The 15,621-nt window shown below is 61.0% G+C and carries 6 protein-coding genes and 8 pseudogenes; 11 read left to right on the plus strand and 3 right to left on the minus strand.

Annotation, left to right across the window (positions count from 1 at the left end):
* Positions 1–582: 582 nt before the first annotated feature.
* Positions 583–1,481: pseudogene (locus OEJ37_RS02080) on the plus strand (IS3 family transposase); the annotation flags it as partial.
* Between the two features lie 162 nt (positions 1,482–1,643).
* Here OEJ37_RS02080 and OEJ37_RS02085 read toward each other — a convergent pair.
* From OEJ37_RS02085 to OEJ37_RS02095, 3 genes and pseudogenes are all read right to left on the minus strand, one after another.
* A complete protein-coding gene (locus OEJ37_RS02085; RefSeq protein WP_244130804.1) occupies positions 1,644–4,169 on the minus strand; it encodes an inositol polyphosphate kinase family protein in 2,526 nt (841 codons plus the stop codon).
* Between the two features lie 112 nt (positions 4,170–4,281).
* Entirely contained in the window at positions 4,282–5,946 is a 1,665-nt protein-coding gene (locus tag OEJ37_RS02090; protein ID WP_175919858.1) for a ShlB/FhaC/HecB family hemolysin secretion/activation protein, read from the minus strand.
* 44 nt (positions 5,947–5,990) lie between these two features.
* A pseudogene (locus OEJ37_RS02095) lies at positions 5,991–6,246 on the minus strand (IS6 family transposase); the annotation flags it as partial.
* 709 nt (positions 6,247–6,955) lie between these two features.
* Between OEJ37_RS02095 and OEJ37_RS02100 the strand changes: the two are divergent.
* From OEJ37_RS02100 to OEJ37_RS02140, 10 genes and pseudogenes are all read left to right on the plus strand, one after another.
* Positions 6,956–7,717 carry a YdcF family protein gene (locus tag OEJ37_RS02100; protein ID WP_174418859.1) on the plus strand — a complete coding sequence of 254 codons (762 nt, stop codon included), beginning with the start codon at positions 6,956–6,958 and terminating at the stop codon, positions 7,715–7,717.
* Between the two features lie 244 nt (positions 7,718–7,961).
* Positions 7,962–8,314, plus strand: a pseudogene (locus OEJ37_RS02105) (transposase); the annotation flags it as partial.
* Positions 8,315–8,408: 94 nt separating this feature from the next.
* Complete coding sequence (locus OEJ37_RS02110; protein ID WP_175919783.1) at positions 8,409–10,445, plus strand: WD40/YVTN/BNR-like repeat-containing protein; 2,037 nt, start codon at positions 8,409–8,411, stop codon at positions 10,443–10,445.
* 90 nt (positions 10,446–10,535) lie between these two features.
* Positions 10,536–10,883, plus strand: a pseudogene (locus tag OEJ37_RS02115) (transposase); the annotation flags it as partial.
* Positions 10,884–10,965: 82 nt separating this feature from the next.
* On the plus strand, positions 10,966–11,247 hold the full coding sequence (locus OEJ37_RS02120) for a LacI family DNA-binding transcriptional regulator (protein ID WP_263343019.1): 282 nt from the start codon (positions 10,966–10,968) through the stop codon (positions 11,245–11,247).
* A 363-nt stretch (positions 11,248–11,610) separates the two neighbouring features.
* Positions 11,611–11,947, plus strand: a pseudogene (locus tag OEJ37_RS02125) (N-acetylmuramoyl-L-alanine amidase); the annotation flags it as partial.
* A 48-nt stretch (positions 11,948–11,995) separates the two neighbouring features.
* Positions 11,996–12,369: pseudogene (locus OEJ37_RS02130) on the plus strand (autotransporter strand-loop-strand O-heptosyltransferase); the annotation flags it as partial.
* A 128-nt stretch (positions 12,370–12,497) separates the two neighbouring features.
* Positions 12,498–13,169: pseudogene (locus tag OEJ37_RS35010) on the plus strand (WH2 domain-containing protein); the annotation flags it as partial.
* 822 nt (positions 13,170–13,991) lie between these two features.
* Positions 13,992–15,194 carry a YadA-like family protein gene (locus OEJ37_RS02135; RefSeq protein WP_411859227.1) on the plus strand — a complete coding sequence of 401 codons (1,203 nt, stop codon included), beginning with the start codon at positions 13,992–13,994 and terminating at the stop codon, positions 15,192–15,194.
* Between the two features lie 62 nt (positions 15,195–15,256).
* Positions 15,257–15,572 (plus strand): annotated as a pseudogene (locus OEJ37_RS02140) (hypothetical protein).
* Positions 15,573–15,621: the final 49 nt, after the last annotated feature.

Below are 15,621 nucleotides of genomic sequence, written 5' to 3' on the forward strand. Positions count from 1 at the left end.
AAAGAATTCGTCGCAATCGAGGTACGTTTTTCTCGCATGCCGATCGCGTTTCTCGAACTTTTTCACATAGCGGATTTCCCTATGGGTAGAGCACCGTGCTTGGCTACCGCGTGCTCCTTCACTGGGTATGCCGTCCATCTCGTCGCGTCTGTCCACGTTGGTGCAAGGGTGTCGTGGCCTGCCGCCACGCGATCGACCGTACGGATCAGGATTCTGTCACCTGTGTAGACGTACGGGTGATCGACGAAGCGAGTCTATCGTCACGGCCACATCCTGCGAGTACAAGCGCGGCACATACGGGCGATAGCTTCCGGATATCGAGTCGCCAAGCATCGAATTCGAAGGCGCGACACATAGTTATCCTTCTGTCGATCTTTATACAGAAATATGCTACGCATTTTGAGCCATAAAATTCTCAACGATTGTCACGAAGAACATCACCGCGATATACGCGTTCTTAAAATCATCTGCCATGAGTAATTGTTTACGTCGACCGAGAATTGAGCCACTTGCGGGGAGTGTGCCGACAGAAAGTTGACCCAGGTCATCAACCTATCCTGCTTGTTGTGTTGGCAGGATTTCCTGAGCCTGGACAAGGCCATGCTGCATGGACGTACTTGCAGAAAAGCTCTGAAGCCTGCCCGTCGGCGCATGTTGATCGATGAGTTGCGTGATCGCTATCGAACGAGTCTGACGAAGGTCTGCGCGTCGTTTGGCATGTCTCGTTCGCTGCATCGGTATCAGTCAGTCGCGTGCGATTTGTCGACGCTGCTCATGCGTATCAAGGAGATCACCGCCACGCGCATGCATTACGGGTATCGACGCATTCACGTGGTCCTGCGACGGAAAGGCCGGCGAGACAATTGCAAGCGCGTCTACAGGCTGTATCGTGCGGAAGGCCTGGCGCTTCGACATAAGCAGCCACGACGCAGCAAGTCGGCTCGACTGCGACAGCCCAAGCATATCGTGACCGCGATCAACGAAATCTGGAGCATGGATTTTCTATGGTCCATGGGCGTCGTCTTCGGACGCTGACCGTTGTCGACAACTACACACGGGAATGTCCGGCCATCGAGGTCGGACAAAGTCTGAAGGGGGAGCACGTGGTCGAAGCGCTGACGCGTATCACCGCCATGCGTGGGCACCCTGCCACGATCGAGGTCGACAACGGAAGCGAGTTCATCGCGAAGGCAATGGATCGCTGGGCGTATGAGCATGGCGTCGAGCTGGACTTCAGCCGACCGGGCACGCCCACCGACAATGCCAAGGTCGAAAGCTTCAACGGGTGCTTCCAGCGGGAATGCCCGAACGCGCATTGGTTCTTGTCATTGGCCGACACGCAGAGCAAAATCGATGACTGGCGCACGTACTGTAACGAGGTTCGTCCCCACTCTGCATTGCAGTGGATGACGCCCGCCGAATTCGCCCGTCAGGCAAGGGAATCCGCTTCGCCTGACAACTCAACCAGGCCGGAAATCTCCACTTTCGACCGAGACTCATTCCGGGTCAGGGTCAATGCAGTCAAAAAGTTATCAAACTTCTTGCTGTACGTGGAATCGAGGCAGGGTCAGGGGGAGTCTGCCCTGCATTCGTCAAGTGCACCAACGCCACTGACAACCCCTGTTTCGAAAAACGGCCCCTTTTTATTTTTCCACTTGCTCAAAGAGTGTAATAAGTTTGTTGAGACCGTTCTCGAACCGGCGATTGACTTTCTCATAGTCATCATTTTCGGAAGGTAGCACCGGGTGCGCGAGATCGATAAGCCGGGCGACCGAGTTCTCCGGATTCCGTTTGTCGATTGAAATCAGGACGCTGGAGGCTACGAAGGTGAGAGGCAACTCCATCATCGTCTGTCGAATCGTCTTCAACTGCCCGAGAAGGTGCTGCGCGTTCTGCCAACGTGTATCGGGCGAGCAATCCAGCATCTCGCGAATTCGCGATTCGCTGGAACGGCCAACAGAGTTGCGGGAGCTCTTCGCGTCGAGTGCAATCCCCCCAATTGTGCGACCGGCAAGCGTATAGCCACGATCATCTCCAACCAGCGAGCGCGAGCGCCGCAGCAGGTCAGCCGTCGTCAACCTCGCCTTCTTGCTCATGGCCTGCAAGCGAGTACTCCCGGAGCGGATCAACTCGGTGCGCGACACTGTACTGGCACCGATCTTGATGTCCAGCTCTATCTTGTCCTCCGTTCGAATCTTCGCGCCCAGGGCCTGCATAACGATAACCCGCTTGTCGTTCCAATTCGCCCACTCCCTCAATTCCTGCAGCGCCCGCTTCTGCCGAGACGTGACACCGGGGAGCTCATTCCCCCCTTCAAGCGATACGGTGTCGGGAACGACGCCCCGAAGGAGACCGCGGTACGTCACGTACGTCTCCGCCTCCCGGGGAGTGGTCAACTTGGCGATGTGACTATCTCCGAGGCGTATGAACGAACCCGAATGCCCGCCCGCCGTCGCCGTAGACCTAGCGGATTGCGCAGACTCCGTCGTCGGATCGTCGGAAATTACTTGCTCGATCGCGCCTGACAACGTCGTCGGCATGCCTGGCGCACCATCAGACCTGGACAGCCAATCGCCGCCCACTTCGACCTCACGCGTCGGCTCCGTGAGGGCCGCCGTCTGTCCCCCCGCGGCCGGAAGCTTCGCGGCCGTGCCGACTTGCTCGTTCTGTCCGGCTTTGACCCGCCGCCTATTCGCCACGTCACCTTGGGCCTTGAGTTGCTGCATATCTTCGACCTCTACCGCGCCCGCCGGATTCGCCGCCGCGCCGGCTTGCACGTTCCGTCCAACCTTGACCCACTCGCTGCCTACTACGTCACCTTCGGCATCGACCAATACGTCGCGCTGCGCGTTCACCGGCCCATTGAACTTCACTTCATCTGCCGCCAACACCAACACATCGCGCTGCGCGCTCATCTGGCCGGCCGTCACCCTGCTCCCCTGCAGCACCACATCCTGTCCCGCGGTCACCGCTCCATTGATCACCACGCGACCTTGGGCCTCGACCCATGCGTCCCCCTGCGCGTTCAACTGGCCGGCCCTCACACTGTCCCCCCGCAGCACCACATCAGCTCCCGCAGCAGCAGCCCCATTGACCGCCACGTGCCCACCTGCGGACACGATCACCGCGCCGTCCGCGCTCACGTCCTGCACGCTCGCGCTAGACCCTGCTTGCGACGCTTCGATCGTGACCTGCCGGGCCGCCCGCAGCGGCCCGCCCAGCGTCACCTCGCCATTCGCATTTACCCGGATGTCATTCATCGACGTGATCGCGCCGTCGTGCCGCACCCCCACGCCCGACTCCGTGCTCGCCAGCACAATGTGCCGGCCGTACATCGCCCCCAGCGCCCCACCGCTAATGCCCGACGCCGGTGCCTTCGCGCCGTCCGGCGCCGTCGCCTCGTACTGGCCGGTCCGCGGATCGTAGGTATTCATCCCCGCCACCAAACGCACGTCGGCACCCACGCCACTCGAGTCGCTGATCGGCCCGGTGACGACAATGCTTCGGCTCACCACGTCAAACATGTTCAGGCCCGTGGTATCGATGCCCCCATGGTCGATCAGCACGTCGCCTTGTGTCACACCAAAACGCAACGTCCCGTCCGCTTGCGGCAGCACCTGCCCCGTCGTCACGCCCAGCCGGCCCACGTTCAGCGTCGTCAAGCCGTTGATCGTCACGCCGTGCTGATTCGCCACCACCACGTCGAGCTTGCCGCCAAACGCCTCCAGCGTGCCCTGCAACGCGCTGCGTTGCTGCGTCACCTCCAACAACGCCCTTGTAGCCGGCTGCATCAAGTTCGGGTTCTGCACCGCCATGCCGCCAATCTGCGATTCCCCGGGCTGCACGCTGTTGTTCAACACCACCCCGCGCCCGACCGGGCTGAACTCGCTGAACTTGTTGTGCGATAACCCCGCGGCGTTCGGCGCCACGATATTGACCAGGTCCGTCCCGTTCGCCGTCGTCTTCATGTCCGGCCGCTGCGCGCCCCCGCTCGGATCTGCCACCACCGCCGCGAACACCAATGACGGCCCCATCACCCCAAGCAAAGCCGCGCTCGCCAGACCGCTACGACGTTGTGCCCGCGTTCTACCCCTACCGCCCTTGCCGATCCCGCGCGACACCTCCGACACCGGCATGCCCGCCACGATGCTCGGCACCAAACGAAACATATTCCTGTTCACAACTCAATTCCTCTGCATTGCTGATCATTTGCATCTCATGCCATGCGTCGATTCGAATCTCGGCGAGACGATCGCCAGTTCGCATGTGCGTGGCCCGCGGCTAATAATTGACCGATGCGCTCAAATACCAGACCACGCCGTACCCTATGCCTGGAAGCGCCCTGAACGGCTTGCCAATGGTCATCGCCGCATTGGCCCATTTCGTCGACACCCGGACCCCGCCCGCAGCCCCGCCGATCCAGCCACCATTGCCCGTTTCGCCCTTGTTCCCGACCGCGCCCCAGTCCACACCGACCAACGGTGTGACCGATCCAATCGATGTCAAAAGCGGAAAGCTCAGCGTGTTCGAAACATACACACCGCTATCCCCATAGGCAGACCGGATCTTGAAACCGCGCACCGTATACTGGTCGCCAATTGCAAACTTGCTGTCGTAGTACAGGTCATCCTTCGAATACTGCGCCCCCACTGCCACCGTGTACCGGGCTCGCAGCGGTCTCGCCATGAAGTCGCTTGACCAGTTCAGATTCAGGTTGAATTTGTCGTAACGCGACATCGGCCCTTGCCCGGCAGACACCGGGTCTTCACTCGCCCCCAGCCAGCCCACGCCCCTCGTCCAGCCCCCATCCGCGAATACGGTTCCGCCGAACAGACTGTCCTGCCGATTGACACCCACCGTGACGCTTGTATGGGTGTTGCTGTTGATCTCGATCAGCGTGTCGTCGATATAGTTGCGCACCCGCTTCCGGTCGATCGCAACGTAGACGGCATTCTTGCCGGTCTGCCAGCGCTCAAGCACGCGCGATACGCGCAGGTTGGCATCCTGCGTATTTCCGCTCAGTTGGTAGTCGCCATAGGTTCCTGAAAGGAGGCTCTTGGTCGGCTGCGCGATATACCGCAGATCGGCACTCCAGCGGCCCACGCGCAATCCGTATGACACATCCAGTGAATCGTACGCGTTATGGCCCGGGTCTTTGTAGTGGCGACGGCCAGCCGACAGCGTCAGCACGTCGTTCCCGACCAGCAAGTCCGCAACCGCGATATTGACGCCATACTTGTACAAACCGTCGCTCGCTTGATCGCTGAGACCCGAGTTATCGACCAACGCCGACACCGAAAACGGCTTCGAACGTTGCAAGACGACGTCCAGATAGGAATGCCCGGCTTCCTCTGCGGAAACGACGTTGATCTTTGCGGCCTTCCCCAGGCCGTTCAGATTCTCGATCGCCTGGTCGATATCGTGGATGTTCAGAACGGCCCCCACTATTCCAGGCATCGCACTACTCAACATCAATCGCTCCCGCATGCCCTCCGGCGCCTTGCCATTCACGCGCCATCCCTTCACGTAGCCCCAATGGACCACCAGGATCAGCTTCCCGCTCGACAGGTTTTGCTCGGCGAGCGACACGCCGGTCGTGATATAACCACGGCCATAGTAGAAATTCATCAGATCACGCAACAGCGCGAAAATCTCCGCTTTCCCCATGGTCGTGCCCTGGTAGCGCTTGATAATCCGGCCAATCTCCCGGGAATGGCGCGCCCCGCCCCGCACTTCGATTTGCGTAATCGGGAAACGCGCTCCGCCCAACTCGGGTGCTTGCACAGGAGACGGCAACCCGACCGCCGGCTCGGCTGCCCGCTCCCGCATATGCTGTTCGATCATCTGTTGCCGCCGCGCTTTCTCCTCTAGATCCCGCTCCCGCTCCTGCACCGTCGGCCCGCGCGCGCTTGCCGGCCCCGACCGGCCCGTCAGCAACACCCCCATGGCAAGTGCCAAAACGATATGCCTCAACACGCGCACATACGTCCCATCCGCCAGTCTTTCCCTACTGGCCGCTTGCGCCAACGTAACGCCTTTTCGAACACCGGCAGGCGCTTGACGGCCCATCGATGCGCCGTCGAACGATCGACCGACCGGCACGTCCCGCTCGGCCATCATTTCCTCGATATGACGCAAGCTCCGCGGGTAGACGGCGTACCAGCGCACGAACACCAGATTCATGTCGAACAGGTAATTCAGGCGCTGAAATACCTTCGCCAACACCGAATTCAGCGGTTGCCTCATCACCCGCATCGCGGCTTCATCGCGACAAAACCGCGATGAGCACCTCTCGCACTTTCTATCCACGACCATATCGATTCTTGGTTGCTCAGATGCTCCCTCTTCTGTGCGTTTGAGCGATGGCTAGCGACGACCAGTCGGCCGCACTCGTATAGTCACGGGCGTCGCCCGAACTGCCTCCTCGCCACGCTTGTGCGCCTTCACCAAGGTATCGCGTGCATGTCACCGAAAGATTTCAGTTCCGCTTCAATCATTCGACGCCCCGCGATCGCAACGGCACGCCGGCCGACATAAGGCACTGATGGGTTTTGTCGGCACAAGAGCGATTGGCCACGAAAGTACCTGCTTGAATAGGATTTCTTATACAGCCGGCGAATTGCACTGCTCGGCGGCTGCCCGGCTGTAGAGCGTCAGCTACTTCGGTGATCCGCCTGGGTTTTCTGGACCAGAAGTTGCCGACCACCTCGAGCGATCGCCTATTAATCAGTGATTTCCTAGCGGAGCGCCAAACCACCTGCACCTGCTCTCCCGAAAGCGCTGAAGCCGAAGCGTTCGATAAAATGAACGTTTTTTCGAACCAGGCATCCAATCCCGTCCCTTCGGTAACTCAAGGAAACGAAATGCGACCCATGCGGGCCCAAGCTCGGCAATGGTGGACGGCGATCCCGACTGACCTGCCACTGGCGATTACTTTTTATTGGAGGCAGTTCGGATGACGCTTACGATGCTTGTCATAGTGATTGTGCTCGCCACCAGTTGCGCAGCACTCAAATGGCGCCGCACAAGCAGAACGCTCTGCGCTATATCGGTCATCCTGTTTCTGGCAATCGGCTGCGGACCAATTCCTGTATGGCTGCTGAGCAACTTGCAATCAGCCTATGATGTGAAACCGACAATCGAATGGAGCAAACGCAATGCGATTGTTCTGCTGGGTGCCGGCACCGAAAAAATCGCGCGGACCAATTCAGTCGAGCCGGGAACGTTCTCATATGCGCGCATCGCTGAAGCAGCAGAACTCTACAACGACTGTCGAAAGACGGAATCGGATTGCAAGATCGTTGTAAGTGGCGGCGATGCGCAGAAAACTGGCTTGTCAGAAGCGGCCGTCTATCGGAGATCCCTGCTCGGACTCGGGATCAAGGCAACTGATGTGCTTCTCGAATCCGACAGCATGAATACCTGGCAGAACGCTCAATTCACCAGCGCTGCGCTTCAGCGCTACGATGCGGGCCGCACGTTGCTGGTGTCGTCAGGCATCCATTTGCGACGCAGCATGCTGTATTTCTCGCACTTCGGGATCACCGCGACACCGGTGCGCGCGGACTATCTACGTGCGATTCTGTCTCCGCTGCCACTGTCGTACAATTTCACCGTCACGGATTTCGCGTTGCATGAATATACCGGTATCGCCCGTTACCATGTGTACAGCGCGCTAGGCTGGAATCCAGTGAGGCAGCACCGGGGTGACGCATAGTGCGGCAGCAGCGAGGGCAACGTTTTGAGCTCTCCCGGCGTACCTCTCCAGCAATTCTCACGGAATGCGGATCCTCGCCGAGGTTATCGGGCTTTTCTCAAATAATGTGGGCTCGTTCTCACGTAATGTGGTCCCGCAGCCGACGATATCCTTAGAAACGGTTTCAAAAAGGCCCCGTGGGGCTGTTAACTTTCGGTTCATCGCGGAAAACCGTGGAGGGTTTGAGAGCGATTGCGTAACCTGACTCGACGCGATTCCGCCGATTCGCGGATTGAGCGGCCATCCATTGCGCAGACCGCGTGCGGTCTACGCCGATCGAGGTTACGGCTCAGAGCGACATCGACGAGCGTTGCGCAAGCGCGGTATCGAGCCGGTGATCGCCAGGCGCCGCACCGAACACGTCAGCGGCCTTGGCAAATATCGCTGGGTCGTTGAACGCACGCATGCCTGGCTGCATCACTCGCGCCGCCTCCGTATTCGTTTCGAGCGCCGTGCTGACATTCACGGTGCGTTCCTCAAACTCGGTTGTTGCCTGATCTGCTGGAATACCTCCGGCGCGCCGAGCAGCCTTTTGGAAACCGTCGCTTATTTTTATAATTGTTCAGAATTGAAGAGCGGTACCTCTGGAAAACTCCGTTGAACAGCGGCCAGGAAAGGCTCGCAATAACTTCAACGGATGAGGGAGGAGGCGATGCGCCAGACAGGTATCGCAGGTTTGATTTTGTTCTTTTCGATCATGTTGACTGCCTGTCCCGACGGCTCTGGCGGCAGTGGCGCCTCTTCGCCCGGAGCATCTGCCCCACCTGGCGGGACCACACCTTCCGGCGGAACCACACCTTCCGGCGGGACCACACCTCCTGGCGGGACCACACCTCCTGGCGCCGAGCAGCTTTCCTGGATTCCAGTGGGCCCGGTTACCGGCAGACTCACGACGTTCTCCAAGGATCCGTCCAATCCCAAGCAGATGCTGGTTGGCGATGCGAACGGCGGGCTGTATCGCAGCGCGGATGGCGGCAGCACCTGGCAGCCGGCGACTACAGGCCTCGTCACGCCGGATGGACTCATCGCCAATTCGGTCAGAAAGGTGTGGTTCGTTCCCAATGCGGTGCCGTCAGTCGCGCTGGTCGGGGCGAGCGGCAGCATCTATCGCTCAACCGATGGCGGGCGAAGCTGGACGAAAATCCGTAGCGCCGGCGTCAACGGTTTTGTGCAAGTAGGAAAAACGACTTACGCCTCTACCGATGCGGGCGTTCTGGCTTCCACCGACGCGGGGCTGACCTGGAGTGTGTCCTTGGCGGGTTCGGCGACCGCAATCGATTCCGGGGGAGGCACGACCCTCGCGGCACTTGGGTCGAGTCTGTACTCACTGGTTGCAGCGACCGGAAAATGGACCAACATATCGACGATGCTTGATTCCACCGGCAAGCCCGTTGCCGGTCGCCAGCTAGCGATCCGGCGGGACAAGCCGAGCATTATTTACGCAAGACTTGACGGTGGGTATGGTGGCTCGCTGTATGTATCGACCGATAGCGGGCTAACCTTCACCCTGCTGCCGCATAACGGTCTTGGCGTACAAGTTGTCGTTCCGAGCAGCACCCATCCTGACCGGGTTTACGTTGCCGGTGACGGAACCACGAACTGGACAACGGCAAACGGCAGCAATCCACCGACCTATACCTCCGTACCTGGTAACGTCGACACCCGTGAGATCGATGTAGAACCGAATGGGGCGGGCGAAGACCGGTGCTACTTCGGGTCGGATCAAGGCTTGTATGTGCTGGACCCGTGCTCGACCGGCATGGGGAAACTCACTGCGATGACTCCAAACGTCAAGGCTGGCTGGATCACCGGGTTTGCTGTGTCAAATGACGGCCAATCGATGATTGCCATGGTGCAGGACTATTCGGCCCAGGCCAGCAATGACGCGGGCCAGACCTGGCATGGCCTGGGTATCAGTGAGGATGGAAGTGCAGCCTTCAGCCCGACGAATCCGCAGCGCTGCTATGGCTTTAATGGGGGGCTTTACGCGTCAACGGATGGCTGCAAGTCCGTCAATAAGCAATCCAACTTTGGATCGAACGTTACACAGGCGAGTCTCGCCGCCTTCGATCCCGTCACACCAACCACCCTGTATGTGGCGGCTGGCCCCGTTGTCATCAGTACGATTGGCGGGCTAAAGAACCCTGATGGGACTGATTCGTTCTCCAACACGGGTTGGCCCTTTACCAACGCCTATCTGGTGGTGATCGACCCGAATGACAGGAAACATATTGCGGTTGGCGATGGCGGAAGCAACAACGCCGTCTCGTTCAGCTTTGATGGCGGTACCACCTGGACCAAGGCAAGCGGACTGCCTGCGTCGGGGGCGATTAGCGTAGTGATCAATCCGCTGGACGGCAAGACGGTGGTGGCTGCGACAAGCGTCAGCGGCGGCACGGGCGTTTACCGCAGTAGCGACGGCGGGCGCAATTTCACCAAGGTTGCCGTTGTCCCGGCAACGTCATTCAATATGCTCGCCATCAATTCCACCGGCAACCCCACGCCCTACCTTGCGCTGGCGAGCAGCAACAACGGCGCATGGCTGTCGAAGGATCTGGGCGAGACTTGGGAGCGCCTCGACACGGGGCTGATCACCCATAAGTTCACCGGGGTGCAGTGGCTTAATGGCCTGCTTTACTTCTCTACCTATGGACAGGGAATTCTGAAAAGCAGCATACCGCTTCAGTAAGAAACGGTTTCAAAAAGGCCCCGTGGGGCTGTTAACTTTCGGTTCATCGCGGAAAACCGTGGAGGGTTTGAGAGCGATTGCGTAACCTGACTCGACGCGATTCCGCCGATTCGCGGATTGAGCGGCCATCCATTGCGCAGACCGCGTGCGGTCTACGCCGATCGAGGTTACGGCTCAGAGCGACATCGACGAGCGTTGCGCAAGCGCGGTATCGAGCCGGTGATCGCCAGGCGCCGCACCGAACACGTCAGCGGCCTTGGCAAATATCGCTGGGTCGTTGAACGCACGCATGCCTGGCTGCATCACTTGCGCCGCCTCCGTATTCGTTTCGAGCGGCGCGCTGACATTCACGACGCGTTCCTCAAACTCGGTTGTTGCCTGATCTGCTCGAATACCCTCCGGCGCGCCGAGCAGCCTTCTTTTGAAACCGTTTCTTAGTCAATGTGGTCCCGAAACAGCCGCTGCAATCGGTTCCTGCGTCGGATGCTATCGGGCTGCTACAGGTAGCAAAGCTGCGGGCGTGTCGCGCACCGCCGTTTCGTTCGTGCTGAACAACGTGCCCGACACGGGAATCAGCCTCGAAACGCGCGAACGCATATTGCTTGCCGCAAACCGGCTCAGCTATGTGCCGAACGCCATGGCACGCTCGCTGGTCAGCGGTGCGACACGACCCGTCGCACTCCTGATCCCGCAAGGCGACCACGCGAACGTCAATGTACATGCATACATTCCGAGGTTTCTTGCGGTCGTCAACCTGACATGTCACGCGCACGGCTACAAGGTTCTGCTGGAACCGATGTGACGCTGCCTCGTTTTGACGTACAGCAACTTATGCGGCAATCAACCTGGCCTCGTAGTCGACGGAGGTAAGGTGGTCGAGCTCGCACCGTGGCTCCGGCCTTCGGCCGATTCCGCCCGCGCGGCTTTCCGACGCTCGCGCGCGTTCCGACATCGATCAAAGCGACGCGCTCGAATCGCTCAATATCGGTTGTTTCCCCGACGCCCAAATACCGGCCGCTTGAAATAATCGCGCTGCTGACTGATCTACCGGGCGATCGGCGCCACCGCTACCGAATCTGCTCTGTCGGTGTACGCATCGCGATGCGAATCGCGGTCGTCCCGTCACCGGGATCGCGCCTGGCGCTCGCCCAAGAGGAACCACCAAATGAGCCAACCACGCCACTCACGACGCGACGGTATCGCGAACGCAAAACGCCGCCGATTCATTGCGCGCGCATCGCTGTGCACCGCCGGCGGCGCGCATGGCGTCGTGATCGACATGTCGATTGCGTCCCGAACCAGGACTCGCGCGCTCCGTCGCGCTGCTCACCGATCCGACGCGGCCCGTCAGCACGCACTATCTCGTGCCCGATGCGGCCGACGAAGGCAAGCGCCTTCGCGTATACACGCGCGCGCCGGAATCGACGCGCGCGTGGTACGCGGGCATCAGCGACTGGCAGGGCGAGCACCTGCTCAATGCGAGCTCGATCGGCATCGAGATCGACGCGGGCGGCAAGCGCGTCTTCAGGCGTCAGTTCGACGCGTTCGCTGAGGTTGCCGACGAAAGCAGCGCGCTCGCGCAGGCCGCGCACACTCTTGCGCCCGGCACACCGTGGACCGAGCGCGCGCGGTGGCTGCAGCATGAGGCGTGCCCGGCGAGCTCGCGTGGCTCGCATGGGCTTCCGGCGCACCCGTCGTGCTCATCAGCGGATTCACGCATCCGGTCAGCGAGTTCGACACGCTGTACCGAGTGATCAATCCCCATGTATGCAACAGCTGCCGGAACGGCGTGAGCGCGAACTTCGACGATGCCGATGCGTCGGCGTGCCCGCGCCACGCGGGCACGTTGCGGCAATACGGATGTGGGCGGCTCGTGAGTGCCGAGCAGATCAAGCGAAAAGTTCGATCGGTTCGTGGTATCGCCAGGTTCTTCATACAACTAACAATCCTATCGCCGACTGATTCCGGCAACCTCTCGTCGGCTGGAACAGCTTCAGGCGTACCGCGCAGGCTTTTTGACCTGGTCATTTATTCATTCCATACATTCTCACTATGAAACCCACTACGAAACATCGAAATCTTCCTCCCCCTCATGCTCGACAAGACTCCGGACAACGCGCATCGACTGTCCAATCTCGGCGCTTCGCGCGTCTATTGTGTTCGTCGATCGCTCCGCTCGCGCTCGGATTTCCAGCGGAGGCATTCGCCGTAGGCGAGGCAGAAGCTTCGGAAGTCAATCGAGCCACGTCAAAAGATGCGCGCGGGGATCTGCTCGCCGATATAAGAAACGGTGTGCAACTGAAATCTGCTCAGACCCGCGCACGAAGCACGCCTAGCTCGGCCGACGCCCCCTCTACGGAGACAATGATTGCGGCCACGATGCGCAAACGGCGATCGGCATTCGAATCGGATCCGCCCTCCCCCACCTCGCCCTCGGCGTCATCGTGGGCCGACTCTGTTCCAACCACGCCGACCGTAACGCAACTGTCATCGCATCCGGAGCCTTCGCTGGTCTCCCCGCGCCATCCTTCTGCGCCAAATTCCCCGGGCGTTGCGTCGCTGCTTCCCGTGCCTCCGGCCGAATCGACGCGACTTCCAGCGAATGCGCTCGTCGCAGGCGGGGCAGAGACTTCGGAAGTCAATCGAGCCACGTCAAAAGATGCGCGCGGGGATCTGCTCGCCGATATAAGAAACGGTGTGCAACTGAAATCTGCTCAGACCCGCGCACGAAGCACGCCCAGCTCGGACGCCGGCCCCCTGGGGGAAGCGGTGAAGCGCGCGATGGCCGAAAAGATGAAGGTACTCGAACAGCAATCGCCCTCCCCCACATCGCCCTCGGCGTCATCGTGGGTCGACTCTGCACCAACGACGCCGACCGTAACGCAACTGTCATCGCAGCCAGCGTCTCCGCCGGTCGACCCGGGCCATCGTACTTCGCCAAATTCCCAGAGCGTTGTATCGCGGCATCCCCTGCCTTTGGCCGAATCGACGCAACCGCATCCGAACCGCCCCACTCCCGCGCCGAAGCCAACGTGGCCACGGCACGAGGACTCGGTACAATCGCAGACCGCGTCGTCGCACGTTGCGCCAGCCGCCGCACTGCAGGAGCATGCGCAGCAAAGTTCGTTTCAGCTGTCCCCCGCCCCTGGGACCCCGCCCTGGCGTACGAAGGTTCCGTCCTCTGCCCCTCCTGTCGGCTACGCGTCCGCTCAGCCAATGGTGACCCAGCCCACCACGCCGGGGGCAACGTCACCACTGCGCGAGGACTCGGTACAATCGCAGACCGCGTCGTCGCACATTGCGCCGGCCGCCACACTGCAGGAGCATGCGCAGCAAAGCCCGGCTCTGATACCCTTCCCGCCGCCGCCGCCCCCCCCGCCGGTCTCGGCCTCGAGTACGAAGGTTCCGTCCTCTGCCCCTCCTGTCGGTTACGCGTCCGCTCAGCCAATGGTGGCCCAGCCCACCACGCCGGGGGCAACGTCACCACTGCGCGAGGACTCGGTACAATCGCAGACCGCGTCGTCGCACATTGCGCCGGCCGCCACACTGCAGGAGCATGCGCAGCAAAGCCCGGCTCTGATACCCTTCCCGCCGCCGCCGCCCCCCCCGCCGGTCTCGGCCTCGAGTACAAAGGTTCCTTCTTCTGCCCCTCCTGACGGTTACGCGTTCCCTCAGCCAATGCCTGCGTCGCAGCACGTTGCATCGCCGCGTCCCCTACCTTCGGCCGAATCGACGCAACCGGATCCGAGCCGTCTCATTTCCTCGCACGAGTCAACGTCGCCGCTGCACGAGGACTCGGTACAGTCGCCGGCCGCGTCGCAGCACGTTGCATCGCCGCGTCCCCTGCCTTCGGCCGAATCGACGCAACCGGATCCAAACCGTCCCACTTCCTCGCAGGAGTCAACGTCGCCACGGCACGAGGATTCGGTACAGTCGCCGGCCGCGTCGCAGCTTGTTGCGCCGACCGCCACATCTCCGGAGGACGCGCAGCAAGGGCCGTTTCTGCTGCAAGCCCCGCCTCTGGTCCCGGCCCGGCCTAAGAAGGTTCCTTCTTCTGAAGCCCCTGTCAGTTACGCGCCCGCTCAGCCAATGGTGGTCCAACTCACCACGCCGGCTTCGCAATCCGCGAAATACATCGCGGTCAATTCCGTGTTGCCCGCCGCGGACGCATCGGGCTTGAACGCAATAGCGATTGGTGCCAACGCAAGAGCGCAAGGCGAGGAATCGCTTGCGATCGGCTGGCGTGCACGAGCAGACGGCTCCCGCTCGGTTGCGACCGGCGCAGAAGCAACCGCATCCGGTCATAACTCCGTTGCGCTCGGCGCCGGTTCCGTGGCCGACCGCGATAACACGGTATCGGTCGGGCAGCTCGGCAACGAACGCCAAATCGCGCATGTCGCCCCTGGCACGCAAGGCAAAGACGCAGTAAACGTCGATCAATTGAATTTCGCAGTATCAAATTCGAACGCCTACACGAACCAGCGCATCGGCGATCTCCAGCAAAGCATCACCGACACCGCGCGCGACGCGTATTCCGGCGTCGCCGCAGCGACCGCACTGACAATGATTCCCGATGTCGACCTCGGCAAGACCTTGTCGATCGGCATTGGCGGTGCGGTCTACAAGGGCCATCGCGCCGTCGCGCTCGGCGCAACTGCGCGGGCCAGCGAAAACCTCAAGTTGCGCGCGGGCGTCGCAATGAGCGAGGGCGGCAATGCGGTCGGAGTAGGCATGAGCTGGCAATGGTAAGCGCGTCCGCAAACGCATACCGCACACATCGTCAAGGAGGCAAACGACACGATGACCTTCCGATCCTTCTCTCAGCCCTTCCGGGGCTCGCTTTGTCGATCGCTGGCCTGTGCGGCTGCACTCGCGACGCGGAGCGGGCCCGCCTACATGGAGGAATTCAACGAGAGCATCCGGTCGATGAGCGGCGAGCACGAGACCGGCGTGTATATCAATCGCGGCTGGGGCGTCTTCAACACGATCAAGGCCGCGCCGCCCGCCGAACCGGTCGCATCGGCGCGCATAGCGCTGGTTGACACGAGCGGCGCGAGCGCCGTGCAACGCACGACCGCGCAAGCGCATCGGCCCGCTCCGGTGGCCGCCGATTCACGGATGTCCTGATCCGGCCGCGCCGCGACGCGCCCGACCGTTCGCGGAGGGCGCGTCGCGG

The organism is Burkholderia sp. BKH01, assembly GCF_025685725.1.
Classification (GTDB): Bacteria; Pseudomonadota; Gammaproteobacteria; order Burkholderiales; family Burkholderiaceae; genus Burkholderia; species Burkholderia pyrrocinia_C.